This window comes from Leifsonia sp. ZF2019, assembly GCF_019924635.1.
Lineage (GTDB): Bacteria > Actinomycetota > Actinomycetes > Actinomycetales > Microbacteriaceae > Leifsonia.
In genome coordinates this window covers 4,063,180-4,088,868 of the sequence record NZ_CP065037.1, presented here as the reverse complement: position 1 = coordinate 4,088,868, position 25,689 = coordinate 4,063,180, and the positions used below count along the sequence as shown (strand labels likewise).

The 25,689-nt window shown below is 70.7% G+C and carries 27 protein-coding genes; 19 read left to right on the top strand and 8 right to left on the bottom strand.

Annotated features, from left to right (window positions below):
* Window positions 1–10: 10 nt before the first annotated feature.
* Complete coding sequence (locus tag IT072_RS19890; RefSeq protein WP_223358568.1) at window positions 11–1,306, bottom strand: ABC transporter substrate-binding protein; 1,296 nt, start codon at window positions 1,304–1,306, stop codon at window positions 11–13.
* A 116-nt stretch (window positions 1,307–1,422) separates the two neighbouring features.
* Between IT072_RS19890 and IT072_RS19885 the strand changes: the two genes are divergently transcribed.
* The 7 genes from IT072_RS19885 to IT072_RS19855 all read left to right on the top strand — a co-directional run bounded on the left by IT072_RS19885 (window position 1,423) and on the right by IT072_RS19855 (window position 8,499).
* Window positions 1,423–2,013 carry a cysteine hydrolase family protein gene (locus tag IT072_RS19885; protein WP_223358567.1) on the top strand — a complete coding sequence of 197 codons (591 nt, stop codon included), beginning with the start codon at window positions 1,423–1,425 and terminating at the stop codon, window positions 2,011–2,013.
* A 184-nt stretch (window positions 2,014–2,197) separates the two neighbouring features.
* Entirely contained in the window at window positions 2,198–3,772 is a 1,575-nt protein-coding gene (locus IT072_RS19880) for an MFS transporter (RefSeq protein ID WP_223358566.1), read from the top strand.
* A gap of 2 nt (window positions 3,773–3,774) precedes the next feature.
* Window positions 3,775–5,001 (top strand): sensor histidine kinase, encoded by a 1,227-nt coding sequence (locus IT072_RS19875; RefSeq protein WP_223358565.1) that lies wholly within the window; start codon window positions 3,775–3,777, stop codon window positions 4,999–5,001.
* Complete coding sequence (locus tag IT072_RS19870) at window positions 4,998–5,636, top strand: response regulator transcription factor (RefSeq protein WP_223358564.1); 639 nt, start codon at window positions 4,998–5,000, stop codon at window positions 5,634–5,636. The genes IT072_RS19875 and IT072_RS19870 overlap by 4 nt, the downstream gene beginning before the upstream one ends.
* A 4-nt stretch (window positions 5,637–5,640) precedes the next feature.
* Window positions 5,641–6,261 carry a TMEM175 family protein gene (locus tag IT072_RS19865; protein ID WP_223358563.1) on the top strand — a complete coding sequence of 207 codons (621 nt, stop codon included), beginning with the start codon at window positions 5,641–5,643 and terminating at the stop codon, window positions 6,259–6,261.
* 99 nt (window positions 6,262–6,360) lie between these two features.
* Window positions 6,361–8,241 carry an alkaline phosphatase gene (gene phoA, locus IT072_RS19860; RefSeq protein WP_223358562.1) on the top strand — a complete coding sequence of 627 codons (1,881 nt, stop codon included), beginning with the start codon at window positions 6,361–6,363 and terminating at the stop codon, window positions 8,239–8,241.
* A gap of 90 nt (window positions 8,242–8,331) precedes the next feature.
* Window positions 8,332–8,499: a hypothetical protein gene (locus IT072_RS19855; RefSeq protein WP_223358561.1), complete on the top strand. Its 168-nt coding sequence runs from the start codon at window positions 8,332–8,334 to the stop codon at window positions 8,497–8,499.
* Between the two features lie 5 nt (window positions 8,500–8,504).
* On the opposite strand, the gene IT072_RS19850 is transcribed toward IT072_RS19855, so the two are convergent.
* Entirely contained in the window at window positions 8,505–9,191 is a 687-nt protein-coding gene (locus IT072_RS19850) for a TetR/AcrR family transcriptional regulator (protein WP_223358560.1), read from the bottom strand.
* 81 nt (window positions 9,192–9,272) lie between these two features.
* On the opposite strand from IT072_RS19850, the gene IT072_RS19845 reads away from it, so the two are divergent.
* Window positions 9,273–10,109: an SDR family oxidoreductase gene (locus tag IT072_RS19845; RefSeq protein ID WP_223358559.1), complete on the top strand. Its 837-nt coding sequence runs from the start codon at window positions 9,273–9,275 to the stop codon at window positions 10,107–10,109.
* A 40-nt stretch (window positions 10,110–10,149) separates the two neighbouring features.
* Here the strand turns inward: IT072_RS19845 and IT072_RS19840 are convergent, their stop codons facing one another.
* Window positions 10,150–10,371, bottom strand: a complete 222-nt coding sequence (locus IT072_RS19840) for a hypothetical protein (RefSeq protein WP_223358558.1) — start codon at window positions 10,369–10,371, stop codon at window positions 10,150–10,152.
* A 130-nt stretch (window positions 10,372–10,501) separates the two neighbouring features.
* On the opposite strand from IT072_RS19840, the gene IT072_RS19835 reads away from it, so the two are divergent.
* Both IT072_RS19835 and IT072_RS19830 read left to right on the top strand, forming a co-directional pair.
* The gene (locus IT072_RS19835; RefSeq protein WP_223358557.1) at window positions 10,502–13,366 is read left to right on the top strand and encodes a hypothetical protein; all 2,865 of its coding nucleotides are present in this window, start codon (window positions 10,502–10,504) and stop codon (window positions 13,364–13,366) included.
* An 86-nt stretch (window positions 13,367–13,452) separates the two neighbouring features.
* Window positions 13,453–15,699, top strand: a complete 2,247-nt coding sequence (locus IT072_RS19830) for a glycoside hydrolase family 3 C-terminal domain-containing protein (RefSeq protein ID WP_223358556.1) — start codon at window positions 13,453–13,455, stop codon at window positions 15,697–15,699.
* An 84-nt stretch (window positions 15,700–15,783) separates the two neighbouring features.
* Here IT072_RS19830 and IT072_RS19825 read toward each other — a convergent pair whose 3' ends face one another.
* Window positions 15,784–16,770: a hypothetical protein gene (locus IT072_RS19825; RefSeq protein ID WP_223358555.1), complete on the bottom strand. Its 987-nt coding sequence runs from the start codon at window positions 16,768–16,770 to the stop codon at window positions 15,784–15,786.
* A 235-nt stretch (window positions 16,771–17,005) separates the two neighbouring features.
* On the opposite strand from IT072_RS19825, the gene IT072_RS19820 reads away from it, so the two are divergent.
* Both IT072_RS19820 and IT072_RS19815 read left to right on the top strand, forming a co-directional pair.
* On the top strand, window positions 17,006–17,218 hold the full coding sequence (locus tag IT072_RS19820) for a hypothetical protein (protein WP_223358554.1): 213 nt from the start codon (window positions 17,006–17,008) through the stop codon (window positions 17,216–17,218).
* Window positions 17,215–17,538: a hypothetical protein gene (locus IT072_RS19815; protein ID WP_223358553.1), complete on the top strand. Its 324-nt coding sequence runs from the start codon at window positions 17,215–17,217 to the stop codon at window positions 17,536–17,538. Before IT072_RS19820 ends, IT072_RS19815 begins: the two co-directional genes overlap by 4 nt.
* Before the next feature lie 84 nt (window positions 17,539–17,622).
* Here the strand turns inward: IT072_RS19815 and IT072_RS19810 are convergent, their stop codons facing one another.
* The 3 genes from IT072_RS19810 to IT072_RS19800 form a co-directional block, all read right to left on the bottom strand.
* Window positions 17,623–17,820 carry a hypothetical protein gene (locus tag IT072_RS19810; RefSeq protein ID WP_223358552.1) on the bottom strand — a complete coding sequence of 66 codons (198 nt, stop codon included), beginning with the start codon at window positions 17,818–17,820 and terminating at the stop codon, window positions 17,623–17,625.
* A gap of 68 nt (window positions 17,821–17,888) precedes the next feature.
* The gene (locus IT072_RS19805; protein ID WP_223358551.1) at window positions 17,889–18,194 is read right to left on the bottom strand and encodes a hypothetical protein; all 306 of its coding nucleotides are present in this window, start codon (window positions 18,192–18,194) and stop codon (window positions 17,889–17,891) included.
* 102 nt (window positions 18,195–18,296) lie between these two features.
* Entirely contained in the window at window positions 18,297–18,509 is a 213-nt protein-coding gene (locus tag IT072_RS19800) for a hypothetical protein (RefSeq protein ID WP_223358550.1), read from the bottom strand.
* Window positions 18,510–18,653: 144 nt separating this feature from the next.
* Here IT072_RS19800 and IT072_RS19795 point away from each other — a divergent pair, with 144 nt between their 5' ends.
* On the top strand, window positions 18,654–19,580 hold the full coding sequence (locus tag IT072_RS19795) for a phosphodiesterase (protein ID WP_223358549.1): 927 nt from the start codon (window positions 18,654–18,656) through the stop codon (window positions 19,578–19,580).
* Here the strand turns inward: IT072_RS19795 and IT072_RS19790 are convergent.
* On the bottom strand, window positions 19,564–21,195 hold the full coding sequence (locus IT072_RS19790) for a stealth family protein (protein WP_223358548.1): 1,632 nt from the start codon (window positions 21,193–21,195) through the stop codon (window positions 19,564–19,566). The genes IT072_RS19795 and IT072_RS19790 overlap by 17 nt on opposite strands.
* 75 nt (window positions 21,196–21,270) lie before the next feature.
* Here IT072_RS19790 and IT072_RS19785 point away from each other — a divergent pair, with 75 nt between their 5' ends.
* From IT072_RS19785 to IT072_RS19760, 6 genes are all read left to right on the top strand, one after another.
* Window positions 21,271–22,032, top strand: coding sequence for an alpha/beta fold hydrolase (locus IT072_RS19785; protein ID WP_223358547.1), 762 nt, complete (start codon window positions 21,271–21,273; stop codon window positions 22,030–22,032).
* Between the two features lie 198 nt (window positions 22,033–22,230).
* Window positions 22,231–23,004, top strand: a complete 774-nt coding sequence (locus IT072_RS19780; RefSeq protein WP_223358546.1) for a hypothetical protein — start codon at window positions 22,231–22,233, stop codon at window positions 23,002–23,004.
* Window positions 23,005–23,086: 82 nt separating this feature from the next.
* Window positions 23,087–23,731 (top strand): hypothetical protein, encoded by a 645-nt coding sequence (locus IT072_RS19775; RefSeq protein WP_223358545.1) that lies wholly within the window; start codon window positions 23,087–23,089, stop codon window positions 23,729–23,731.
* Window positions 23,732–23,826: 95 nt separating this feature from the next.
* Window positions 23,827–24,474 carry a hypothetical protein gene (locus tag IT072_RS19770; protein WP_223358544.1) on the top strand — a complete coding sequence of 216 codons (648 nt, stop codon included), beginning with the start codon at window positions 23,827–23,829 and terminating at the stop codon, window positions 24,472–24,474.
* Window positions 24,471–25,055: a hypothetical protein gene (locus tag IT072_RS19765; RefSeq protein ID WP_223358543.1), complete on the top strand. Its 585-nt coding sequence runs from the start codon at window positions 24,471–24,473 to the stop codon at window positions 25,053–25,055. Before IT072_RS19770 ends, IT072_RS19765 begins: the two co-directional genes overlap by 4 nt.
* Complete coding sequence (locus tag IT072_RS19760; protein WP_223358542.1) at window positions 25,052–25,684, top strand: signal peptidase I; 633 nt, start codon at window positions 25,052–25,054, stop codon at window positions 25,682–25,684. Before IT072_RS19765 ends, IT072_RS19760 begins: the two co-directional genes overlap by 4 nt.
* Window positions 25,685–25,689: the final 5 nt, after the last annotated feature.

The window sequence follows — 25,689 nt, the reverse complement described above, 5'->3', positions numbered from 1 at the left end:
GCTCGATGCCTCACTTGCCGCCGGTCTTGTCGGCGATCATCTTCGCGACCTCGTCGAGCGTCTCCTTCGTGGAGGCCTTGCCCTGGTAGAGCGCGAGCATCTTGTCGCTGATGTCGCTCGAGAGGCCGGGGACGGAGGCCTCGGTGGCGTAGTCCTCGAAGCCGATGTCGCGCATGTCGAGCAGGGTCTGCGCGTGCGCGGGGTAGCCGTCCAGCACCACCGAGTCGCCGCCGCTGATCGACGGGACGGCGTTGCCGCCGCCCTTGAGGCGGAACGTCTGCCCCTGGGCCGAGAGGAAGTTCGTCCAGAACTCGAACGCCGCATCCTTGTTCTTGGTCTTCGCGTTGATGGCGAGGTAGCTGACCGCGACGCCGGTGGGCGCGGCCTTGCCGCTCGGGGTCGGCCACGGGGCGACGTCGTAGTTCTCGGGGTCGCCCGCGGCCTTCACCGTGCCGATCGTGTAGCGGCCCTGGATGAAGAAGCCGGCCTTGTGGGTGACGAACACGCTGTCCGCGCCCGCGCCCTCCGGGAGGGTGTCGGCGACGACGAACGTGCCGTCCTGGAAGTTCTTGGCCAGCACATCCATCGCCTTCACGCTGGTCGGGTCGGTGTTGGCGACGAACTTCCCGGAGTCGTCGAACGCCTTGCCGCCCTGGGACGAGATCCAGCTGTAGTGGGTGGACCAGTAGTTCCAGAACATCGAGCCGGTGAGGCCCGCGTCGTGGAGCTTGGCGTTCATGTCGAGGAACGCCTCGGTCGTCCACTTGCCCTCGGCGGCGAGCGTCGCCGGGTCATCGGTGACGCCGGCCTTCTTCAGCGCCTCCTTGTCGTACCAGAGGGCGTCGGGGTTGGAGTCGTTGGGGGCGGCGTAGATCTCGTCGCCCTTCTTCGTCGCGCCGAACAGGCCCTGCGCGAAGTCCTCCGGCTTGGTCTTGCTGGCCGACGAGTTCATGAGCGACGTCAGCGGCATGAGCGCCTTGGAGTTGACGAACTGCCCGATCTTGTCGTCGCCGATGTAGAACACGTCGGGGGCTGTGCCGGAGGCCAGCTGCGCGAGGAGCTTCGTGTGGTAGTCGCCGTAGTCGGCGACCGGCTGGAGCACGACCTTGATGTCGGGGTGCTCCTTCATGAACTGGGTGTCGAATTCCTTGTACCTGGTCAGTTCCTCGGGGGTGCCCCAGGTGGACCAGACGACGGTCTTGGTGCCGCCTCCGCCCGATCCGGAGCACGCCGCCATGCTGAGGGCCAGTGCGGCGGCCGCCGTGATGGCCAGCGCCCTTCTCACCTTTGAGTCGACGCGAGACATGAGTACCTCGTTCCTTGAGAGTCTCTGCTGTGGTGGTCTGTATTCTGTATACAGTAGGCAGCGAGGGGATGCAAGCCTTCCAGGGATTCCATGGGGCGGCGAGGTAGTTTATGCATGTGAACGATCTGTCGCTGGACCCCTCCCGTACCGCGCTGCTCCTCATGGATCTGCAGCCCTCCATCCTCGCTTCCCACCCCGACGCCGACGCCTTCCTCGCCGAGCTCGGGTGCGCTCGGGAGGCCGCTCGCGCGGCCGGAGCCACCATCGGCTACGTGCGTGTGGCCCTCTCGGAGGAGGACGCCGCCCACGTCCCCGCCCACTCCCGCTTCGCCGCCGCCGCGGAGCGCGTGAGCGAGATCGGCCCCGACCACCCCGCCGTCTCGGTCGACCCGCGCATCGCCCCCGCCGACGGGGAGATCGTCGTGCGCAAGTCCCGTTACGGCGCCTTCAGCACCACCGACCTGCACGAGCAGCTCCGGGCCCGCGGCATCGACACGCTCGTCCTCGCCGGCATCTCCACCAGCGGGGTCGTGCTGTCCACCGCCCGCGACGGCGTCGACAAGGACTACCGCATCGTCGTCCTCTCCGACGGCACCTTCGACCGCGACCCCGAGGTCCACCGGGTCCTGACCGAGAAGGTCTACCCGGCGCAGCAGGCCGCCGTCGTCACCATCGACGAGCTGATCGGCGCGCTCGCGGCGGTCTGAGCCGGCGACCGCTGCGCTTCGGGACGTCCGCGGTCGTGCGCCGCACCGCCGATGTCCCGCGGGGCCGCGGTCCCCTCCTGGGTCGTGGGCGCGCGGCGGACGAGGCCGTGTCCACCGATCGGCGGACACGGGTGACCCCCGGCCGCCGGTGCCGCGCCGGGCCGCCGCCCGGGAGGCTGGGAGCATGTCAACCTCCTCGTCCCGTCTGGCCCTCGCCGGGCTCATCCTCGCCGTCTCCATGACGACGATCGATCAGACGATCGTCGCCCTCTCCGCGCCCACCATCCAGCAGAACCTCGGGCTCAGCCACGACGGGATGCAATGGGCGGTCAACGTCTACCTGCTCACCACCGCCGCGTTCTTCCTCCTCGGCGGCCGCGTCGCCGACGTCGTCGGTCACAAGCGGATGGCCCTCGTCGGCATCGCCGGCTTCGGCATCACCTCGTTGCTGTGCGGCCTGGCCCCAACCGGCGACTTCGCCGAGCCGTGGCTGGTCGCCGCCCGCGCCCTGCAGGGCGTCAGCGGCGCGATCATGTTCCCGGCCGCGATCGGCATCGTCGTGGAGGGTTTCGCGCGCGAGAGCCGCGGTCGCGCCATGGCGATCTTCTTCGCGATCACCGGGGCGATGACCGCGCTCGGCCCGATCGCAGGCGGTTACCTCACGCAGTGGACGTGGCGCGCGATCTTCTGGGTCAATGTGCCGATCGCGGTCGCCGCCTTCGTCATCGTCGCGATCGCCGCGCGTCCATCGGCCCCGCGGCACGAACGCATCGACTGGCTCGGCGCGGTCGTCGTCGCCGCCGGGATGGGGCTGATCGTCTTCGGCTTGCAGCAGGCGAGCCCCTGGGGCTGGGCGAACGCGGCCGTCATCGGTTCGCTGATCGCCGGCGCCGCCCTGGTGGTGGTGTTCGTGCTCCTCCAGCGCCGCACAGCCCAGCCGCTGGTGCAGCTCGCCGCGTTCCGCGATCGCGGTTTCACCCTCTCCACCCTCGCCACGCTCTTCTCGTCGGTGGCCTTCATCGCGACGTTCTTCTTCCTCAGCGTCTACGGGCAGGTGTCGCTGGGCCTCTCCGCGGGCCTGACGGGGCTCCTGTTCCTCAAGTTCTTCATCGGCTTCGTCGTCGCCAGCCGCATCGGCTCGGTGCGGTTCGACAAGAACGGCGCGCGCGGGGTGGTCCTCCTGGGCGGCCTGGTCGGCGCGGTCGGCTTCGGCTGGCTCGCGCTGAAGGCCACCGACCTCGACTTCGACGCGACGTCGTTCTTCAACCAGCAGACCTGGCCGATCATGGTGGCCGGCGCCGGCATCGGCCTGATGTTCTCCGCCGTCTCGACCGACGCGGTCAACCGCGCGATCGGCGCGAGCTACGGCGAGGTCACCGCGATCTCCCAGACGATGAAGAACTTCGGCGGCGCGCTGGGCCTGGCCGTCTTCACGACGATCGTCACCTCGCGCCTCACCGACCTGCTCACCGCCTCCTTCGAGAAGATCGGCGGAACGGCGGCGGACGCGCAGAGCGCGGTGGACCGCATCAGCGGGGCCTCCGGCGACGGCGGCTCCCTCGCGAAGGTGCCGACCGCGGTGCGCGACCAGATCATGCACGCCGTCGCCTCCGACTACGCGGGCGCGGTGCAGTGGGCGTTCTGGGGGATGGCCGGGGCGATGCTCGTCGTCGCCGTGATCGGCGTGCTCTATCCGGCGGGCCGCACGTCGGTCGCCGAGGCCTCCGCGGCCGAGGCGGAGCGAGCGGCTACAGTCTGACCGTGCAGCAGCAACGACGCGACGGGCAGTTCTTCGAGCTCCGCGCCTGGATCGCCTACTCGGCGGCCGCGACCGTCGCCACCGTCGTGATCATCCTGGCGAACCCGTACACCGGGTTCGCCAGGTCGGTCGCGTCCGCCGCGATCATCCTCATCCTGTTCCCGCTGTTCTGGCTGGTCGTCCGGCTCCGCCGCGACGGCGACGACGGCCCGTGGGACGTCGGCTACTGCCTGCTCGCCGCGGCCGGCTACCTCGTCGCCCTCTCGATGAACGACTGGGCCAACGTCGCCCTCTTCGTGCTGTCGCCCCAGTTCTTCCTGCTGCTCTCGATGGTTCCGGCGTCGATCGCGATCACGGTGGTGAACGCGGGAGGCGTCCTCGTCCGCTGGGCGATCGGCGACCTCCCCGGAGACTCCATCGTCGACGCCGGCGCGATGACCCTGCTCGTCATCGCCTTCTCGATCTTCTTCGGCCACCGCATCGCCGCCGTGAGCAAGCAGAGCGCCGAGCGCGGGAGGCTGATCGACCGCCTCCGCCAGCAGCAGAAGGAGATCGCCGAGCTCTCCGAGCAGCAGGGCGCCGCGAGCGAGCGGGAGCGGATCGCGCGCGAGATGCACGACACCCTCGCGCAGGGCTTCACCAGCATCGTGACGCTCGGGCACGCCGTGCAGGGGGAGCTCGATGCGGATCCCGCCGCCGCGCGCCGCCACGTGGAGCTGATGACCGAGACCGCGCAGGAGAACCTCCAGGAGTCACGACGTATCATCGCCGCTATGACGCCGGGCCGGCTCAGCGGCTCCGCGCTGCCGGAAGCGCTCGAGCGCGTCGTCGCCCGTTTCGCGGAGGAGACCGGGGTCGGCGCGGGCTTCGTGGTCGATGGTGACGCCCGGCCGGCCCCGCCCGCGGTCGACGTCGTCGCCCTGCGCGTGCTGCAGGAGTCGCTGTCCAACGTCCGCAAGCACGCTGCCGCCCGCACGGTCGATGTCGAGCTCGCCTACCTGCCCGACGCCCTTCGCCTCCGCGTGACCGACGACGGCCGCGGCTTCGACCGCCACACCCCGCGCGACGGCTATGGACTCGACGGCATGGCCGCCCGTGTGCGCGAGGCGGGAGGCGCCTTCAGCGTGGAGTCGTCTCCCGGCGCCGGCACGGGAATCACGGTCGAGCTGCCCGCGCCGGCCGTCGTCGGCGCCGCGTCGGCGTCCGCATCCACCGAGGAGCCCGCATGATCCGCATCGTCCTGGCCGACGATCACCCCGTCGTGCGGGAGGGCATCCGCGGCATGCTGACCGGCTACGACGACATCGACGTGGTCGGGCAGGCCGCCAGCGGTCCGGAGGCCGTCGCCCTCGTCGCGACCCTCAGGCCCGACCTCGTGCTCATGGACCTGCGGATGCCCGGCGGCGACGGCGTCGCGGCCACCCGGGCGATCGCGGCCGCGCACCCCGCCACCCGTGTCGTCGTGCTGACGACGTACGAGACCGACCAGGACATCCTGCGCGCGATCGAGGCCGGAGCCAGCGGCTACCTGCTCAAGGACATCGCCCCGGCCGAGCTGGCCCGTTCCGTGCGCGCGGCGGCGGGGGAGACCGTGCTCGCGACCTCGGCCGCCACCGCCCTGCTCGGCAGGCTGCGCGGCGGCGGCGCGCCGCCCCCTCCCGCCCTGTCTCCCCAGGAGGTCAAGGTGCTGCGGCTCGCCGCCGACGGCCGCACCAACGCCGCGATCGGCGCGGAGCTGTTCATCGGCGAGGCGACGGTCAAGACCTATCTCAGCCGCGCCTACGAGAAGCTCGGCGCCTCCGACCGGACCTCGGCCGTGCGGCGTGCCCTGGAGCTCGGACTGCTCGGCGACGCGCCAGAATGAGCGCATGGCAGTGGTGAGGACGGAGCGCGGGCTGGACCGGCTCGTCAACTTCTCGGACGCGACCGTCGCGATCGCGATCACCCTGCTCATCCTGCCGCTGGTGGATGAGGCGGGCCAGGCCGCGAAGGAGGGATTCGGGCCGTGGTACCACGACCACTACTGGGATGTGATCTCCTTCGCCATCTCCTTCGTCGTGATCGCCCGGTTCTGGATCAACCACCACCGCATCTTCGAATGGGTAACGGACTACACCACCCGGATCATCTGGCTGAACTTCCTGTGGCTGGCCGCCATCGTGGTCATGCCGTTCACCACCAACCTCCTCTCTGGCAGCAACCAGCACGACGGCGTCGTCTACGCGGTGTACATCGGCAACATGCTCGTGGCCTCGCTCACGATGCAGGTGATCGCTGAGATCCTCCGGCGCTCTCCCGAGCTCGTCCGTGAGGACGCCCGCCCGGCCATGAACGAGTCGCGCGGCTGGTTCGTCGACATCCTCATGGCGGCGGCCCTGGTGCTGGCGGTGGTGTTCCCGCAGATCGGCATCTGGTGGCTGCTGCTGCTCTTCCTGCAGGGTCCGCTGTACGCGGTGACGCGGGCGCTCCGTCGCCGCTCGGCTGACTGAGAGATCTTTCAGACAACGTCCTCTCCGCGTTCACGGAGGGTTCACGCCGCCTCGCTGGGCTGGGGTGACCTCACCAGATACGCGAAAGGACCTCACGCAATGTCCCGTGCCCTGACCCGGCTGCGCGCCGGAGCGGTGATCGCCGCCGCCGGCGGCATCCTCGCCGCCGCGCTGATCCCCGCCTCCGCGCTCGCCGCCACCTCCGACAACGGCGGCGCCGCCCGCAACCCCGACGACTCCACGACGGCGCTCCGGCAGTCGATCGTGAACGGTCCGGCCAAGAACGTCATCCTCCTCATCGGCGACGGGATGGGCGACAGCGAGATCACGGTCGCCCGCAACTACCAGTACGGCGCCGGCGGGATGCTCCCGGGCATCGACGCCCTCCCGCTGACCGGCCAGTACACCACGTACTCGCTCTACAAGGACGGCGCGAACAAGGGCAAGCCCGACTACGTCCCGGACTCCGCCGCCACCGGCACCGCGTGGGCGACCGGCACGAAGACGTACGACAACGCCGTGTCGGTCGACATCGACGGGTCGCCGCAAGCGACCCTCCTCGAGCTCGCCCGAGCCAACGGTCTCCGCACCGGCAACGTCAGCACCGCCGAGATCCAGGATGCGACCCCGGCCGTCGAGGTCGCCCACGTGGGCGCTCGCTCCTGCTACGGGCCCGACAGCGCCAGCTGCGGCTCCGACGCGCTCGAGAAGGGTGGCCTCGGCTCGATCAGCGAGCAGCTGCTCGACGCGCGTGCCGACGTGACCCTCGGCGGAGGCTCGACCTCCTTCACGCAGAAGGCGAAGGCCGGGGCGTGGAAGGACCAGACCCTCTTCGAGCAGGCGGCCGACCGCGGCTACCAGGTCGTGAACGATGCGGCCGGGCTCTCCGCCGTGACGGCGGCCGACGAGAGCAAGCCGCTGCTCGGCGTGTTCACCCCGGGCAACTTCCCGACCCGGTATGCCTCCACGACGGCGACCGTCGGCGGGGCCGACGCGGCTCCCGTGACCTGCTCCGCCAACCCCGACAGGCTGGCCCCGGAGCTCTCGCTGGCGTCGCTGACGAACAAGGCGATCTCGCTCCTCGACACCGCCGGGAGCAACGGCTTCTTCCTCCAGGTCGAGGGGGCGAGCATCGACAAGCGCGACCACTCGGCCGACGCCTGCGGCCAGATCGGTGAGACGGTCGACCTCGACGAGGCGGTGCAGGCCGCGCTCGCCTTCGCGAAGAAGGACGGCAACACGCTCGTCATCGTGACGGCCGACCACGCGCACACCAGCCAGATCGTGGACAGCACCCCGCCCGCGACTCTCAGCACGGCGCTCACGACGGCCGACGGGACTGTCATGAAGGTGGCGTACGGCACCGCGGCGGCCGGCGGCTCGCAGCAGCACACGGGTGCGCAGCTGCGCGTGGCGGGCTACGGCCCCGGCGCGGCCGACGTCGTCGGGCTCACCGACCAGACCGACACGTTCTTCACCATCGCGCGCGCCCTGCAGCTGGAGCGCAGCTACGCGGCCCTGAGCGCCGGCGCCTCCGTCTCGCTCCCGGCTCGCACGGTCAAGCCGGGCGACCCGATCAGCATCGGTGTCGTCGGCTTCAACGGCGACCGCCAGGTGAGCGGCGTCCTGCAGTCCGACCCGGTCGACCTCCCGCGCACGGACGTGCTCGGCGGCGCGGCCACCATCACGGCGACGGCCCCCACCGAGCTCGGTCAGCACACGATCACCGTGACGGGCGCGCAGAGCGCGAAGTCGGTGACCCTCGCGTTCGAGGTGACCGCTGACGGCCAGCCGACCGGCACGCTGCCGGCCGCGACCGGCGGCCCGGGGTCTGGCACTGCAGGGGGAGGCTCGTCGAACGCGCTCGCGTCCACCGGTTCCGTCGTCGCGCCGATAGTGGCCGCCGCACTCGCGCTCCTCGTCGCCGGCTACCTGCTGCTCGGCCGCGGTCGCCGCTTCGGCTCCCTGCCGCGCGCCTGACGCCGTCGCCGTCGCATCACCGCGCGACGCGGGGTGGCGCGACGGCGGCCTCCGGTCTACTGTCGGCCCAGACGGACTCAGGAGGACCGGATGCGCTTCAAGACTTTTCTCGTTCTGATCGCGATCGCCACGGCTTATGTGCTCGGCTCGCGGGCCGGCCGCGAGCGCTACGAGCAGATCGTCGGCGCGGTCAGCTCGTTCTGGAACGACCCGAACGTGAAGAAGACGCGCAAGAAGCTCAAGAAGGCGACCCGCTAGGCCGGTCAGGGAGCGGTGCGTTCGATGCCCGCGATGAGCGCGCGGATGGCGAAATCGCGCCGCGTCCGCTCGTCGGGACCGGTGAGGAGCGCGGCCTGTCGGCGCACGCGCGGAAAGCGCTCGGGATCGGCGTTCTCGTAGGCCGAGAGAACCTGCTGACGCTCGCCGGCACCGCGGTCGCCGCTCGCGCGTACGGTGCGCTCGATCGCGGACGAGGCGGCGAACTGCGCGATGAGGTCGACGCCCAGCGCGGCGCGCTCACCCGGAACGCCGCCGTGTTCCATGAGGGAGAGCTCGTGTTCGGCGAGCCTGAGCGCACCGGGAAGCACGGGGATCGTGCCGAGTGCGACCGAGCCGAGCCCGGCGTAGCGCTCCAGGGTGGTGATCGTATTCGCGATCGTGTCGGCGAGCGCCTCGCGCCACCCACGTTCCCGGCCGTCCGCTTCGACCAGTTCGACCTGCGCGTACGCGGCGTCGAGCACGTGCTCGAGCAGCGCGTCGCGGCCGGCGAAGTACGCGTAGAGGGATGCTGCTCCGGTCTCCACCCGCTCCGCGACGTGCCGGAGGGCCACCGCGTCCGCGCCGCGCTCCTCGATCAGACTCAGGGCTGCCTCGACGATCGATCGGGAGGTGAGGGGGGCCTTCGCTGATCGTCCCCGTCGGGCGCCGAGGGTGTCTGCGTGATCGGACATGGGGGAAGCCTATCAGTTGACACGAACGTCATTCGTGACGAATACTGTTCGCGAACGTTGTTCGTTGAGCGGGAGGTTGTCATGGCGGTACTCGTCGTCGGTGCGAGCGGAGCGATCGGAGGCGCGGTCGTCGCCGGGTTGATCGAGCGGGGTGTGGATGTGCGCGCGTCGAGCCGCACGCCGGCGAAGCTGTCCCTGCCGGAGAGCGTCCGGGTGTTCGCGGCGGACCTGAACGAGCCCGCGTCGTTCGCCGCCGCGCTGGAGGGCGTCGACCGGGTCTTCCTCTACGCGGACCTCGAGCATCCGGAAGCGCTGGTCGCGGCGTTCGTCGCGGCCGGGGTGCGGCATGTCGTGCTGCTCTCGTCCTCGTCCGTGACGTTCCCCGGCGCCGCGGAGGACTTCAACGGCTCCCGATTCCTGCGTGTCGAACGGGCGATCGAGGAGTCGGGGGCGGCGTACACGTTCCTCCGTCCGGGCGGGTTCGCAAGCAACGCCGCGCGGTGGAGCTGGAGCGTGCAGCGGGAGAGCGCTGTGCCCCTGCCCTATCCGGAGGCGGTGCAGGTGCCCGTGCACGAGCAGGACATCGCCGATGTCGCCGTCCTCGCCCTCACCGGCGACGCCCTCATCGGCGAGAAGCCGGTCCTCACCGGTCCCGAACGACTCACGCTGCGGCAGCAGGTCGAGACGATCGGAGCGGTCATCGGTCGCCCGGTCGTGGTGATCGAGCAGACGGAGGCGGAGTCCACGGCGCTGCTCTCGCAGCACGTGCCCGAGGTGTGGGTGCGGCAGATCGTGAAGGACTGGCGGGAAGCCGTCGGCGCGACGCCGGCCATCTCGCACGAGTACGAGCGCCTCACGGGCGCGCCGTCCCGCAGCTTCCGCACCTGGGTCGAAGACAACGTCCACCTCTTCCGGTGAACGTCTCTCCGAAGCGCCCCACTGGCCGCGGGTCGGCGGCCTACGGCTCGTCGGTGTCGGTGTACTCGCCCTGCGGCGCGTCGGCGGCTTCGTCGACGTCCGTGTAGGTGCCCTCGATATCGGTCTCGGGCCCGGGATGGTCCTCGGTCTCGGTGTACTGGCCGTGGACGGTGCGCTCGTGGGGGGCCTCGCCGTCGACCTCGGTGTAGCTGCCCTCGAGGTCCTCGCGCGGCGTGTCGGCCGGGTCTGCTGGGGTGCTCATGATGCAGACATTACGCCCGGCGGGCCGCCAGGAGTAGAGCGCCGCCGATTCGGCACGGAATCCGAGGCTGGCCGCACATCGTCGCGGAGCGGTACCCTGCGCGCGCGAGGGTCTGCGCGAGAGGGGTCTCATGGGCTGGTTCAGCACGCTGTTCGGTGCGCGCCGCGGGGGCGCCCCCGAGCAGGACATCCTCGAACTGCGCATCCACGGCATCAAGAACACGCCCCCCGCCGAGATGCTCGGCGTGCCCCCGGGGGAGGTGCGGCCGGATCAGGCGGATGAGAACGGCGGCTTCTTCGTGCCGACCGTCGACCCTGTCGACCCGACCGATCCGGCGTACCCGCCGAGCCGTATCCGCCGCGAGGGGTACTCCTGGGGACTCATGGCCCGGTACGGCGGCGGCGCGCTCGTCGTCGTCGGGCAGTTCTTCGTACAGCTCGCGTGGTTGCTCATCCTGCCCTTCGGGCTGTGCAACACCGCGTACTGGACGCGCCGCATCCCCCGGCAGATCGTGGCAGGAGAGTGGCGGGCCGGGCGCGGCGCAGCCTCCCTCCGCGTCTTCGCACTCTGCCTGACCCTGCTCTACGTCTGCGCCCTGGCCTCGGTGGCGCTCGACCTCATCGGCTCGCAGTGCCTGGCCGGCACCGCCTCCTGCCCGTCGATGCCGGGCTGGCTGAACGACTTCTTCGCCCTGCCCGATTTCGACCGCCGGGGAATCCGGCTGGCGATGCTCTCCCTCGTGCCGGTGCTGGGAGTCGTCGTGCTGCTGGTGGTCTCGCACACGGCGCGCACACGCTACGAGGCCGGGATCTTCGGCACGGTCGACAAGATGCGCCACGCGGAGGAGCGCGGCGGTGCGGCGGCGGCCGATCCGAACGGCCGCACACCGCTGGCGACGGAGGGGTTCTGGGGGATGACGAGGGTCAGGCTCCCCTCCGAACTGCTGCACCTCGCCGGCTCCCTCTTCCTCGTGAGCATCCTGCTCGGCTGGGACGACGTGTTCGCGGCGTGCTCTCGCGGCAGCAGTCGCATCCCGGCGGCGTGCTGGGGCGGGGAGCCCGCTCCGCTCGCCCGATGGTGGGTGTCGGCGGCCGTCCTCGCGGCGATCGTCGGTCTCGTGGTCGCGATCGCCCGCGTCATGGCCGACACCGACACGGTGACCAGGCCGTCGCGGACCGTCTCGACCGCCGCGCGCCGCAATCTCGTCCGCCGCAGGCTGCGGCTCCGGGAGAGGTGGGCGGGATGGACGCTCCTCGTGTCCGTCGCCGTCTACGTCCTGGTGTTCGTGGCGGTCGCGGTGCCCGACCCGCACCTGAACTACGCGCGCATCCCGTTCCTCGGACTGGTGATCTCCCCCGCCATCGTGACGGGCGTGCTGCTGGCGATCGCACTCTCCGCCCTCGGCTGGCGGAGGCTCCCGGAGTGGCCGAGGTCCGCAGCGCGCGTGCGCGAGTGGCTTCCGGCGGTCGCCTGCATCGCGCTCGTGGTGGTCGCCGGGCTCGCGGTGGCGCTCGCGGTGCTCCTCCCCCCGGACGGGAGGCCGCCGGAGCCGCCCTCGATCATCGCCTACTCGATGAGCCTCGGCGCCCTCGTGCTGCTCGCGCTGGTCATCGCCTTCCAGCCGTCCCGGGCCCGGCGACGGGAGGTGCTCCGCTACGAAGGCTGGGGCGGAACCGGCCCGGGCGTCGTCCTGCTGCTCTCGCTGGGAGGCGCGATGCTGCTCTCCACGCTGGTGGTGCTCGGGGCGCAGTGCTGGCTCAGCTCTCCCGGCGCGGTCCCGATCTGCCCGCTCTCGCCGGGGGACGCGGCCCTGATCACCCCCGGCGCGTACCGCAACTTCGGCAGCACGGTCCCGGTGCTCGCGGTGCTCCTCCTCCTGCTCGTGGCCGTCGTCGCGGTGGCACGGATGCGCACCACGCCCCAGTTCACGACGCCGCGGACCGAGGGCGGCCGTCCGCTGCTCGCGCCGCTGCGCCGCTACCGCGACGGGCACGTGCCCCTGACGACGACCTCCGGCAAGCTCACCACCCGGATGCTGCACGCCCGCCGGTTCGCCGGTCTGTTCCACCGCGGCGAACCGATCCTCGGCGCCCTCGCGGGCCTCCTCGCCGTCGGCTGCGCGGTGGCGGTGTCGTTCCCGGACACCTGGCGCCCGACCGCGCTGCTCGACTTCGCGCTGCCCGCGCTCGGGCTGATCGCGGTGTCCGCCATCGTCACCATCGCCGAGAACGCCATCGCCACGAAGGAGCGGCCGATCGGGGTGATGTGGGACCTGATGTGCTTCCTGCCGCGGGCCGGCCATCCCTATGGCCCGCCGTGCTACGCCGAGCGCGTCATCCCGGAGTTGCGCGGCCGCATCGTCGCGTGGCTCGAGACGGATCTGCTGGCGGGCAGGATCGTCGACGGTCGCGACACGCGCTCCGAGCTCGAGAGGGCCGACGACGAGCTCGCCGCGCTCGGCACGCCGCAGCGGCGCAAGGTCATCCTGAGCGCGCACAGCCTCGGCGGAGTGCTCGCGGTCTCGTGCCTCTTCACGCTGGGGGCCGACACGACGGGCGGCCTGCGCAACGTCGGCCTCCTCACCTACGGCACCCAGCTGCGGGCGTTCTTCGGCCGTTTCTTCCCCGAACTGTTCGGCGGCGAGGTCCTGGGAGTGCGCAGGAGCGCCGGGCCATCGCTGTGGAGCGCCGACCCGTGGCTGCGGCAGGTCAATCGCGACCAGGCCGACCCTCCGGTCGAGCGGCCGGGGGACGGCCCGGAGCCGACGCTCCGCGAGCTGCTCACCCAGCCGGACGGCGAGATCGCGTGGATCAACCTCTGGCGCCGGACGGACTATCTCGGCTTCCCCGACGACTCCTACGACGACAACGACATCGACCGCGGCGCCGACGAGTTCGGGCCCGCCCGCTACCTGGTCAAGGTGGCGACGCATCCCGGGTATCCCGCGTCGGCGCAGTACATGACGGCTCTGCGGGATCTCTCCCGGCGCCTGTGACGTGAAGTCCCTGAGAACCCTTCCGCCCTTAAAACCGAGTGATGTAAGGTATTGCCACCGCCCGCCGACCACATCGAAGGAGAACCATGGTCGACCGTCTCGTCCGCGCACCCGAACTGACCACTGAGGAGAAGGCGTCGATCACCTCCGGCGCGAGCTTCTGGGAGACCGAGGCGGTGCAGCGCGTCGGCATCCCCTCCATCTACCTGACCGACGGCCCGCACGGCGTGCGCAAGCAGAGCCAGGGCGGCGACCACCTCGGCATCGGCGACAGCGTGCCCGCCACCTGCTTCCCGCCCGCCGTCGCGCTCGGCTCCTCGTGGGACGCCGGCCTGCTGGAACGCGTCGGCCGCGCCCTCGGCGAGGAGGCCAAGGCCGAAGGCGTCAGCGTGCTGCTCGGCCCGGGCATCAACATCAAGCGCTCGCCGCTCTGCGGCCGCAACTTCGAGTACCTCTCCGAGGACCCGATCGTCAGCGGGCGTCTCGGCGCGGCCCTGGTGCGCGGCCTCCAGTCGCAGGGCGTCGGCGCCTCCCTCAAGCACTTCGCCGCCAACAACCAGGAGACCGACCGGATGCGCGTGAGCGCCGACGTCGACGAGCGACCGCTGCGCGAGATCTACCTGCGCGGGTTCCAGCGCGTCGTCCAGGATGCACAGCCCTGGACGGTCATGTGCTCCTACAACCGCATCAACGGCGTCTACGCCAGCGAGGACCCGTGGCTGCTCACGACGGTGCTGCGCGACGAGTGGGGCTTCGACGGCCTCGTCGTCTCCGACTGGGGTGCGGTCAACGACCGGGTCTCGGCGCTCATCGCCGGCCTCGACCTCGAGATGCCCTCGACGGGCGGCTCGACGGACGCGCAGCTCGTCGCCGCCGTGCGCGACGGCTCGCTCGACGAGGCGGTGCTCGAGACCGGCGCGCAGCGCGTCATCGACCTCGTGCAGAAGTCGGTGGACAACCTCGACCCCGAGGCGACCTACGACGTGGATGCGCACCACGCGCTCGCCCGGGAGGTCGCCGGCCGCAGCATCGTCCTCCTCAAGAACGACGGTGTGCTGCCGCTCGCGGCCTCAGCGGGGCGCCGCATCGCCGTGATCGGCGAGTTCGCCCGCACTCCGCGCTACCAGGGCGCGGGCTCGTCGCAGATCGTCCCGACCCGCCTCGACAACGCGCTCGACGAGATCCGCGCGCTCGCCGGTGACGCCGAGGTCTCCTTCGCCGCCGGCTACGCGCTCGGCAGTGAGGGCGACGCCGCCTCCCTGACGGCGGAGGCCGTCGCCGCGGCGACCTCCGCCGACGACGTCCTGCTCTTCCTCGGTCTCCCCGGCGAGGACGAGTCCGAGGGCTTCGACCGCGAGCACATCGAACTTCCCACCGCACAGACCGCACTGCTGGAGGCGGTGCTTGCCGCCAACCCGCGCGTCGCCGTCGTGCTCTCCAACGGTGGCGCGGTGCGGGTCTCGGGATGGGCCGACCGCGTTCCCGCGATCGTCGAGGGCTGGCTGCTCGGCCAGGCCGGCGGCGGCGCGATCGCCGACGTGCTCTTCGGTGTCGTGAACCCGTCGGGCCGCCTGGCCGAGACTCTGCTGCTGCGCCTCGAAGACTCCGCCGTGTCGCTCAACTTCCCGGGCGAGAAGGGGCACGTCCGCTACGGTGAGGGCCTGTTCGTCGGCTACCGCGATGTCGACGCGCGCGATGTCGCCGTGAGCTTCCCGTTCGGGCACGGCCTCTCGTACACGACCTTCGACTTCGGGGCCCCTGCCGTGGAAGCCACGGCCGAAGGCGGCATCCGCGTCACGGTCGACATCTCCAACAGCGGCGCCCGCGACGGCCGGGAGGTCGTGCAGGTCTACGTCGCGCTCCCGGGCTCGGCGGTCACCCGCCCCATCCGCGAGCTGAAGGGCTTCGCGAACGTCGCCGTCGCCGCCGGTGAGACCGAGACCGTCGTCATCGAGATCCCCGCCGACGATCTGGCGTACTACGACATCGACCTCGGCGGCTGGATCGTCGAGGGCGGCGACTACGAGGTGTCGGTCGGCGCCTCCTCCCGCGACCTGCGCGGCACCGTCACCCTCGCGCTCGCCGGCGACGGCACGTCTGTACCGCTGTCCGCCGAGTCCACGCTCGGCGAGTGGCTCGACCACCCGGTCGGCTCCCAGGTGCTCGGCGCCGCGCTCGCCCAGTCGGGCGACGCCGCCATCTCGGGCCTGCTCGCCGACCCCGGGATGCGCCGCATGGCCGAGGCCATCCCCCTCGTGCGCGCCGCCGCCCTCTCGGGCAACGCCATCACGAGCGACCAGCTCGACCAGCTGGTCGCCGCGGCGAACGCGTAGAGCGGGGCCGGGATCGTCGGCCCGCGGGAGCGCGGGAGGCAGCGGACCCTTCGCGCATCGCCCCCCCCGGGTGAGGCGCTGAGCCTACGCCGGGGGCGGTTGCAGGGTGGAGGCGACCGTGGGGATGCCGCGGGCGGCGGCTTCGGCGAGCGGGTCGCCGAAGCCGCCGAACTGCACCCCTGCGCCACGCCCGAGTCCGGCGGGCTCCCGATCGATCGGATACACCTCGAGTTCGACGGACTCGCGTCCGCTCAAAACGACCCGGCTGTCCAGCGTGTCGACGTCCTCCCACCGGAACTTCGACAAGCCCCCGCCCTGCCAGTCGGGGCCGACGAGGCGGTGGTCCAGTCGCAGACGGTCGCCGTCGGCGATGTCGTGAGGGAAGACCCCGGTACCGGCGACGAGCGCATCCGCACGATTCCAGCAGGGGGCGGGCACGGCACGGATGAGACGGTCGAGTGTGGTCACGCGGTCGCGGATCGCGGCGGCATCCCACGGCTCGAACCCGTAGGCGAGGATGACGCCGGCGCGGATGACGATCGCGGAGCAGGGCGCCGCCGCCTCCAGTGCGGCCATGAAGTCCGCTGTCAGCACGTCGGAAGCGAAGGCCGGCAGGAACCCCTCGGCGGACCATCGCGCTCCCGCCTCCCCGGGCGCGGTCGTCGCCGGGAGCCGGATGCCGGCGTCGTCCTGGGTGCCGCTGCGGTCGACGAGACGGATCTCGGGCAGCGCAGCGGGAAGCGCGGACCAGACGATCGTCGTCTCCGTGAGGTGACCGAACACCGTCCCGTCGTTGGTGGTGCCACGGGCATACCCCGCCAGGCGGCCGGCGACGAAGGCCCGGTCGCCGACGGTTCCGCTGACGCCGTCGGCGAGCCCGACCGTCCAGACGGGCTGGATGCCGTTCGTCCAGGGCAGGGCTGAGCGACGTGTGCCGCGCAGCGCCGCCTCGCAGATCTCCTGCGGTGGCGGCGGGGTCGGGCCCTGCCAGACCCACCCGGCCGCCTGGGCGTCACGCGCGAGCGACGCGCGCGCCGCTGCCGCCTGCTTCTTCCTACTGCCGTCGAACATCACGCGGTCACCTTATCCTCGCCATCGATGACGATGCACAGGAAGACTTCACCAGCGCCGGCTCGGCATCGGCGATGAGCAACCGGAATCCCGACCCGCCACCGAGGCTGTCGACCCGCCGAGGCTCTCGACGATCAGCCGCGATGTTCATCAGATACGCCGCAAACCTACGCCGCTCTTCCGACGCGGTGAACCCCCTTGCGAGAGCGAGGGGGTTCGGCGTTTCGTGTGCGTCATGAGCGATCCGACGGAGCAGGAACCGATCGTCGGCCATGACCCCACCAACGGACTGGCCGGCGATCTCGAGGGCGACGACGGCGGCTCCGTGGAGCCGACCGCCGACCAGAACGTGATTCAGGAGGTCGTTCGCGACCTCGACCGCGACCGGGTGGACGATGCATCCGACGACGAAGCGGTCACTCCGTACAGCGAGGAGGGCACGCCATGAGCGACACCAGTGGACTGCAGAACGCCGACGCCGAGGGGGTGCCCGCAGAGGAGCGCCCCGAGCGCTTCGAGGCCGGCTCCACCGCCGATGCCGCCGACGCCCAGGCGGCCGAACCGCCGGAGACCGCGCCCGGCGAGGACGGTACGTCGGACGACGTCAGCGAGCCCGGCGAGACCGGTGTGTCTCCCGAGGGTGCGCAAGACGTCACGACCGCAGACACCACGGGAGGGGACGCGGCCGAGCCTCCGCCCGCCGACTTCGACCCGGCGCAGCAGCCGTCCAACCCCGATCTCGTGCAGAACACCGAGCCTCCGGACTGATCCGCGCACCGCTCCGGCCGCCGAGGCGGCCGAAAATCGCACGAATCGCGCCGAGGCGGCGCAGAATCAGCCGTCTCGGCGCGCCTACGACCGTTCGCGCGACGACAGGAACCAGCCGGTCCCGATGACCAGACCGCCGATCAGCAGGCCGACACCGACGGTCAGGACCGAGATCGTGCCGCCTGCCCGCGGCACGATGAGCCCGACGACGAAGAGCAGCGCGCCGACGTTGAGGAGCACCGCGGCGATCCAGCCGAGTGTCCTGCGCAGCGCCGCGTTCATCCCGGGTATCGTACTCGCCGCACCTGCCCGCGGGCTGACCGTGATCGGCGGGAGTGCGCGTGCCGCGATCAGGAGCCCCCGAGGTTGCCGGTGCCCGACGGCTCGGCGTCCGCGTCGATCGCCTCGTTGATGATCGACGACACGAGCGTCTTCCAGTCCGACCCCTCGCGCAGCGTCTCCGTCTGCCCGGGCGGCACCGTGCCGAAGACCGGCTCGTGCTCCTCGCCCTCCGGTGCGACCCGCACCAGCGTCCCGAGTTCGGCGTGGGACTCGTCCAGCACCACCCACACCCCCGGCGCCTTCTTCTCGACGTGGAAGACGCGCTCCCGGTACGGGAAGCGGACGCTGGACATCTCGAGCTCACTGGCGGACATGCTGCCCCCTTCGTCGGTTGCCGTTCTCTCAGCATCCAACGCCTGCGAGGGCTGCCTTGGCAAGACGCGCCCCGCCGCGGGAGGTCGGCCCGAGGGGCGCGATCAGTTGAAGATCGCCCACTCGTCCCGGCTGATCCGGGTCGGCTCCCCGTCGAGGACGACGTGCCAGCTGGTGTCGTCCCGGTGGAGATACTCGGCGAGGAGGGTGGTGTACGTCCACTCGTCCGCGTCCTTCGTCCAGCGGATCAGCGAGATGAGCTGACCCTGGCGCAGGGAGGGCACGGCGATGTACTCATCGTGCGTGGTGGTGCTCATGGCTGCATGCTAGCCCGAGGCGCGAACAGCTGGACAGAGCATGAAATGAAGAAGATCGCGTTCCACTGCCCCTTTCGGGGGTCAAGGAATCGCCACGCCGCGCGCGTTCACGGCTCGTTCAGGCTGGGGTGGTGGACTGTGCGCGTGAAGACGCGAATCGCGGAGTACCCGCGGCCCGACCACTTCCTGCTGCACATCAGCGACACCCACCTGCTCGCAGGTGGGGAGCGCCTCTATGGCTCGGTCGACAGCGACGCCCACCTGCGCGCCCTGCTGGCCGAGGTGGAGGCGTCAGGAGGCCGCCCGGAGGCGATCGTGTTCACGGGCGATCTCGCCGACCGCGGCCAACCCGGCGCCTACGCGCGGCTGCGGGAGCTCGTCGAGCCCGTGGCGGAAAGGCTCGGCTCCCGGATCGTCTGGGTGATGGGCAATCACGACGACCGCGGAGCCTTCCGGTCGGGGCTGCGCGGCGATGCGCCCACCGGCGAGCCGGTCGACGAGGTGCACTGGCTCGGCGGCCTGCGGATCATCGTGCTCGACTCGAGCGTCCCCGGTCACCACTACGGAGACGTGAGCGAGTCGCAGCTCGATTGGCTGGCCGCCGAGCTGGCGACCACCGCCCCCGAAGGCACCATCCTCGCGATGCATCACCCGCCCGTGCCGAGCGTCCTCGACCTCGCCGTCTCCGTGGAGCTGCGGGACCAGGCGCAGCTGGCGGAGGTGCTCGAGGGCAGCGACGTCCGCAGCATCCTCGCCGGGCACCTCCACTATTCGTCCACGGCGACGTTCGCGGGCATCCCCGTCTCCGTCGCGTCGGCGAGCTGCTACACGCAGGACCTCAACGTCCCCGTCGGGGGCACCAAGGGTCGCGACGGTGCGCTCGCGTTCAACCTCGTGCACGTGTACCCGACGACCGTGCTGCATTCCGTTGTCCCGCTCGGCCAGTACCCGACCCTCGACTACATCGACGCGGAGGAGTCGGCACGCCGGCTCGCCGCTGACGGCATCCGCATTCCGCCGGCGCGCCCGCGCCTGGACGCGCCGACCGAGCCGGTCACGCTCCCGGTGTGATCTCCTGCGGCGCCGTGATCTCCTGCGGCGCCGTCACCTCCCACGGCGCCGCGAACGGGAAGTAGCGCTCGAGGAAGTCGGTCACGACGCGGGTGCGCACCTCCGCCGGGATCTCGGGCTTCGACCCGTCGTTCAGGCAGAACATGTCCTGGTCGCGGCGTTTCAGCAGCCGTTTCATCATCTCGGGCGCCTGCCGCAGCGTCGTCTCGATGTAGAGCACGCGCGCCTGCGTCTGCGTGACCGCGCGGCCCGACATCAGCGCGTAGTAGTGATACAGAGAGTTCGTGACCGAGATGTCGGTCGCCGAGCGGAACGGGCTGGCCGCGGTGCGCCGGAACTCCTCGGCGAACTCCCGCTCCATCTCCTGCAGCACGTCGACCCGCAGCGGGGCCGCGCAGTGTTCCAGGTGCCGCGTCGTGACGGCGCCGAAGCGCTCCCAGAGCAGGCGGCGGTTCACCCGGGCGGCGTTCTCGAAGCCGCTCCGCGCCGGGTCCGACTCGCCGAGCCCGATGCGCGTGCCCGCCTCGACGAACTTCGTGATGCCACCGGGCGAGAAGAACACGTCGGGGGAGATCGGCCGGCCGAAGAACATGTCGTCGTTCGAGTACAGGAAGTGCTGCGAGATGCCCGGGATGTGGTGCAGCTGGGCCTCCACCGCGTGCGAGTTGTGCGTGGGGAGGGTGGAGGTGTCGGCGAAGAAGTCCTCGCTCCGCATGATGTGGATGCGCGGATGCTCCGCGTCGAGCCATGCGGGCACGGGCGAGTCGGTGGCGATGTAGATGTTGCGCACCCAGGGTGCGAACATGTGGACGCTCCGCAGGGCGTACTTCAGCTCGTCGATCTGCCGGTACCGTGCCTCGTTGTCGTCGCCCTCGCCGACGACATAGGCGGCCATCTGCGCGGCACGCTGGCGTTGGTACTCGGCGCTCGATCCGTCCACCCACGAGAAGACGATGTCGATGTCGAACGCCACGTCGCTCGCGAGCGGGTCGAACATGTGCTGCAGGGTGCGCCAGCGGCGGCCGTAGAGCTCCACTTCGGCCTCCACGGCCTCGCTGCGGGGCAGGCGCGTGCGCATGAGGGCGTTGGGGCAAGGGGCTTCGATCTCGTCGTCGCCGAAGCGCCAGAGCTCCAGCTGGAAGGCGGTGTCGGAGCCGTAGCGCAGCCGGCCGACCGGTTCGAGGCGCGGGCGGTAGAGGCGCAGGATGTCGGCCTTGCGCCGGGAGAGGCGCCCGTCTGCGATGAGCAACGCCTCGTCTCCCGGACGGCCCTCGGCGTCGATCGGGCGCGCGTAGAACGGCTCGCTCGCGAAGGCGTCGGCGAGCACGGCCTCCAGCTCCTTGCGCCGGCGCCGGTCGACGGCGACGATGAGGCGACCGTCGTCGCCGCGCACCAGCAGGAAGTCGAAACCGGCGGCCTCGAGGGCGTCGTGCACCGCCAGCAGGTCCTCGATCATCGACTCGCGCGGTGTGAACGGCCCGGAGACGAGCGTGAAGAGGCCCTTGCGGCGCACGACATCCCCGCGCTCGAAGCGGGTGAGGGACGGGTCGGAGCCGCCGGTGACGACGACGGGCTCGGGCTGGGCGGAGAGGGAGGCGGGCGGATGCTCTGTCATACGCTCCCCACTCTAGGCTGCGGCGGCGACAGCGGCAGGGGGTTGCGTTCCGCGCCAGGGGTGTAGCCTTCCCGCGTGATCCCGAACGCGCTGCATCACGAATGGCACGGCGACCCGGACTCGCCGAACCCGCCACTGCTCCTTCTCCACGGCGGGGGCTCGACGATCGCGTCGAACTGGGGGCTGCTGCTGCCGCGACTGGCGCCGACCCGCTCGGTGCTCGCCGTCGAGCTGCAGGGCCACGGCCGCACGGCGACCGGCGACGGCCCTGCCTCGTTCGAGCGTTCGGCCGACGACGTGGCCGCGTTGCTCGCGACGCTGCACTGCGGACCGGTGGACGTGCTCGGGTTCAGCAACGGAGGCCAGGTCGCGCTGCAGCTCGCCGGGCGGTATCCGGCAGCCGTGCGGCGGCTGATCGTGGCGTCGGCGCCGTTCCGCCGCTCCGGGATGGTGGAGGGCTTCTGGGAGGGGCTGGCCGCCGGAACGTTCGACGACCTCCCCGCTCCGTATCGTCGGGCGGACCTGGCTGTGAGCGGAGATCCGGATCACGCACGGAGGATGTTCGACCTCGATCGCGACCTCATGCTCGGGTTCCAGGATTTCCCGGACGAGCTGCTCGACGCCGTCACCGCGACGACCCTGGTGGTCGTGGCCGATCGCGACGTGGTGCGGGTGCAGGAGGGGGTGGAGCTCGCGTCCCGGCTGGCCGACGCGCGGCTGCTCGTCGTCCCCGGGAACCACGGGGACTATCTCGGCGAGGTGCTCGCGTCCGGTGGGGACGACGCGGCACTGCGTCGAACGCTTCCGTTCCTGGTTGCCCACCTCGACGCGAGATAGTGCTTTTAAGCCTCATTTGACTACGCAGCCCATATATAGGCATTCCGGAGATGCCGCAGTTGGGCCGCTGTAATGGCGTGAGTTCTCCTGCGTTGCCGTTCGGCCGGTGCTTGGTTGGTCATGTCCTCGACGATTCTGCATCTCACATGCAGTACAGCCGGGGTCATCCCGAACCGCATCGATCGCCCCGGAGCCCGCATGGAGTCCCTCAGCCGCACACGTCGTGACCTGCGGCGCCGCGCGACCCGCCGTCGTATGCTCGGTGCGCTCTCCGTCTGCGGCGCCCTGGCCGTGGCCGCGACCGCCGCGATCGTCGTTCCCGCCGTCACGGGCACGGTCGCGGCGTACACGGACAACGCGTACCTGAATCTGGGAGCCGGCGGAGGCAAGCCGATCGGGACGGGCGTCTACGATCTCGTGTTCCGGTGGCGGCAGACAGGCGACTGGAGCGTCGGCACGGAGCTCGGCGTGACGTCGTGGATCCAGGCGGACGACGACAGAGGGCAGGAACTCACCCTTCCCGCCGGAGCGTGCCCCCTTCCTCTGCGTCCGCAGTCCGATGCCTCGGGATCAAGCGCGTGCCGCATAGAGATCCATGTCGCCAACCGTAGTCCCGGTATCGCATCCACGCTGCAGGTGCGCGTCGATGCCGCACCCGGATCGGATGCGACGGCGGCCTCGGCGCTCAAGTACTCGGTGTACTCCGCCTTCCCCGCATCCGACAACGCGTCCGATCGACGCCTCGAGGCCTCCGTCCGATCGATCGGCGATGTCGTGCCGATCCGGGGTGCAGACGCCTTCCGTCCGCCACTTGCGCCCGGTCCCGCGGTCATGGGGGTCCCCGTGGTCGGGGGTCGTCTCGAGTTCGTCTTCTACCTCTCCGACCGGGGCGCCGCGCTCAACGCGGCGGTCGTCGGCAAACCCGTGAGCCTGCAGATCAAGCTCCACGGCCGATCCGTTGTCTCGCCCTAGCGAGCCACCCACACACGTCCGCGACAAGCAGCGGTACGGGTGCTCCCACCCCGGGACGCACCGAACTCACGAAAGGAACATTGTGCAGAAGACCAAGCACAACGGTCGCCGCCGGGCGATCATCGCGGGCGGTGCCCTCCTGGGCGTCGCGGCCCTCACCACGGCTGCCGGTTACATCGACAACGCCTTCCTGAACCTCGGTGGTGCGGGCGACGGCAACGGCAGCTTCGGAACGAGCAGCCCGCTCAACATCCAGGTCGTCGAGACCAATGCGGACTACACGCCCAAGTTCGAGACCTTCGCGGGTGCGAAGGCCGCTGGCGCCTGGCAGGAAGCAGATGACCCCGCGGGCGTCTCGTTCGCCATCCGCGGTTCGGACACCCTCATCCCCGGACACACCGACTGGAAGTCTGTCAACATCCCGTTCATCAACGACGAGGACAGCTCCACTGGAAACCTCGACGTCTCGCTCGCGGACCGCGGCGGCGACACCGCGCTGCGCGACGCGCTGCGTTTCACCGTCTCCCTGGACGGCGCACCGCTGCCCGGTCTGACAAACGTCGCGTACTCCGCAGTCGCCAACGCGAGCCTGGGCGAGATCGCGCCGGGGGAGGGCGGCGTCCTCACCATCGGTGTCAACCTGCCCGACCAGGGCTCCGACGCTGCGAACAACGCGCTCGCGGGTCTGACGTCGAAGATCCAGGCCGTCGTCCACGCGGCCAACTGATCGACCCCGACACCGGTGGCGGGATGATCCCCGATCGCCTCGCCACCGGTGTCGCTTCCTCCTCCCAGCCCGTCGACTGAGAAATGGTGCCGAGCGTGAACCCTCCCTCTTCCACCGTGCGCACGGAACGTCCTCGCGGACGCAAGCGCGCACTGCTGACCGCGAGTGCTCTGATCGGTGTCAGCTTCGTCTGCACGGCGGCCGTTCTCACCGGCTCGGCGCCCGTCGTAACCCATCTCGACGGGCGCACCAACTACATCGCCCTCCAGACCACTGCCGCCGAGATCGGCGCTGACTTCGCCGCCTGGCCGAGCGAGGCCGAGAACGCCTCCTTCACGCTCGACCTCGACGGCGACCGGCTTCTAGAGCGCGGTGTCGCGCACACCTTCCGCATGGCGGTGCGCAACGCGAGCCCGCGGCTCGCTGCCGAGCTCACCATGGCGATCACGCCTCCCGCTGCGGACACACCCGAAGGGCAGAACGCCCTGAGGCTCTTCGAGGAGCTGCGCTTTACCGTTCGGGAGGGTGATGCCGTTGTGATGGACCAAGCAAGCGGGGCCGATGCCGCCGCGCTTCTCCGCCGTCTTCCCGAGCCCGTGAGCTCCGGCGGCGTCCGCACCTTCGAGATCGACATCACTCTGCCGGTCGATGCCCCCGAGGACGTGGCCGGTCTGCGAACCGCCGTGCAGGTGGAGTTCACCGGAACGAGTACCAACCCCACCGCTCGATCGGCCTTCGAATGAACAGGAACGTCGCCATGCGCTTCTTCTCCCGCCTGCTGCTCGGGGTCGGCGCCGGTCTCGTCGCTCTCGCCGTGCCGACCGCGGCCCATGCCGCCGACCCTCTGCTTTCGGTGGAGAGCGCCACCGTCACCGTGCAGTCGCCGGCTCCGGGCGAGACCTGGTCGCAGACCTACTCGACGCGCAACGTCAGTGATTCGTCCGCTCGTGTGAGCGTCACGGTCGTCGACCGGGTCGGCCGTATCTGGACGGGCCCGCACCCGGTGACGGTGTCGAGCGGCGATGTCCGGGTGGAGCAGCAGTCGATCGATCTCGGCTCAATCGCTTCCGGAGCGACCGCCAGCGTCACTCTCGACTTCGGCCAGTCCTACGAGGCGGGCAACGAGTACGCCCGGCAGAGCGGTGACCTCACCGTCGTCTTCACGGCCGTCGCCGAGAGCCCGAGCGATTCGGGCGCCGGTGACCTCGCGCGCACCGGTGGAACGATCGCAACCGCCGCGATCGTGGTGGCCGTCGTGCTGGTCGCAGGCGGGGTGGTCGTGTTCGCGGTGTCCCGGCGCCGTTCGGAAGCTCGGCGAGGATGAGCCTCGGCTGGCGCATTTACGCGGTCGCCCGCAATGTCCTGCTCACGGTCGGCGCGATTGTGGGTGCCGCGTGCGTTCTCATCTTCGCCATCGGGTTGTACGTGGGTGTCAAGCCCTCCATCGTGATCTCCGGCTCGATGGAACCGACCATCCCCATCGGTGCGATGACCTTCTCCTTGGACCGGGCGGCCATTGATCTCGGGGTTGGGGACGTCGTGATGGTCGAGCGCCCGAACGACGAGGGGCTCGTCACCCACCGCATCGTGTCCATGGAGAAGTCGGCAGGGCGCACGGCGCTCACGCTCCAGGGTGACGCCAACGCCGTGACCGATCCTGAACCTTACGTCGTCACGAACGCCGCCGTCGTGTTCTTCACCATTCCCTACCTGGGCTATGTCGCCGATTTCCTGCAACGCCAAGGGATCCTCGTCGGTGTCGTCCTCGTCTGCGTGATCGCCGCGCTGCTCGTGCTCGACCCGGCCAGATTCGAGCGACGCCCCCAGGAGTTCGATCAGGTAGTCGAGGTCACTGCGGCGGAGGAAACACTCGTCGATGACGTCGAGAGCGGCTCCTCACGAGTGCCACCGAATTCCGGTCGACGAGCCCTGCGCAAGGAGTCTGCCCGATGAGTGTT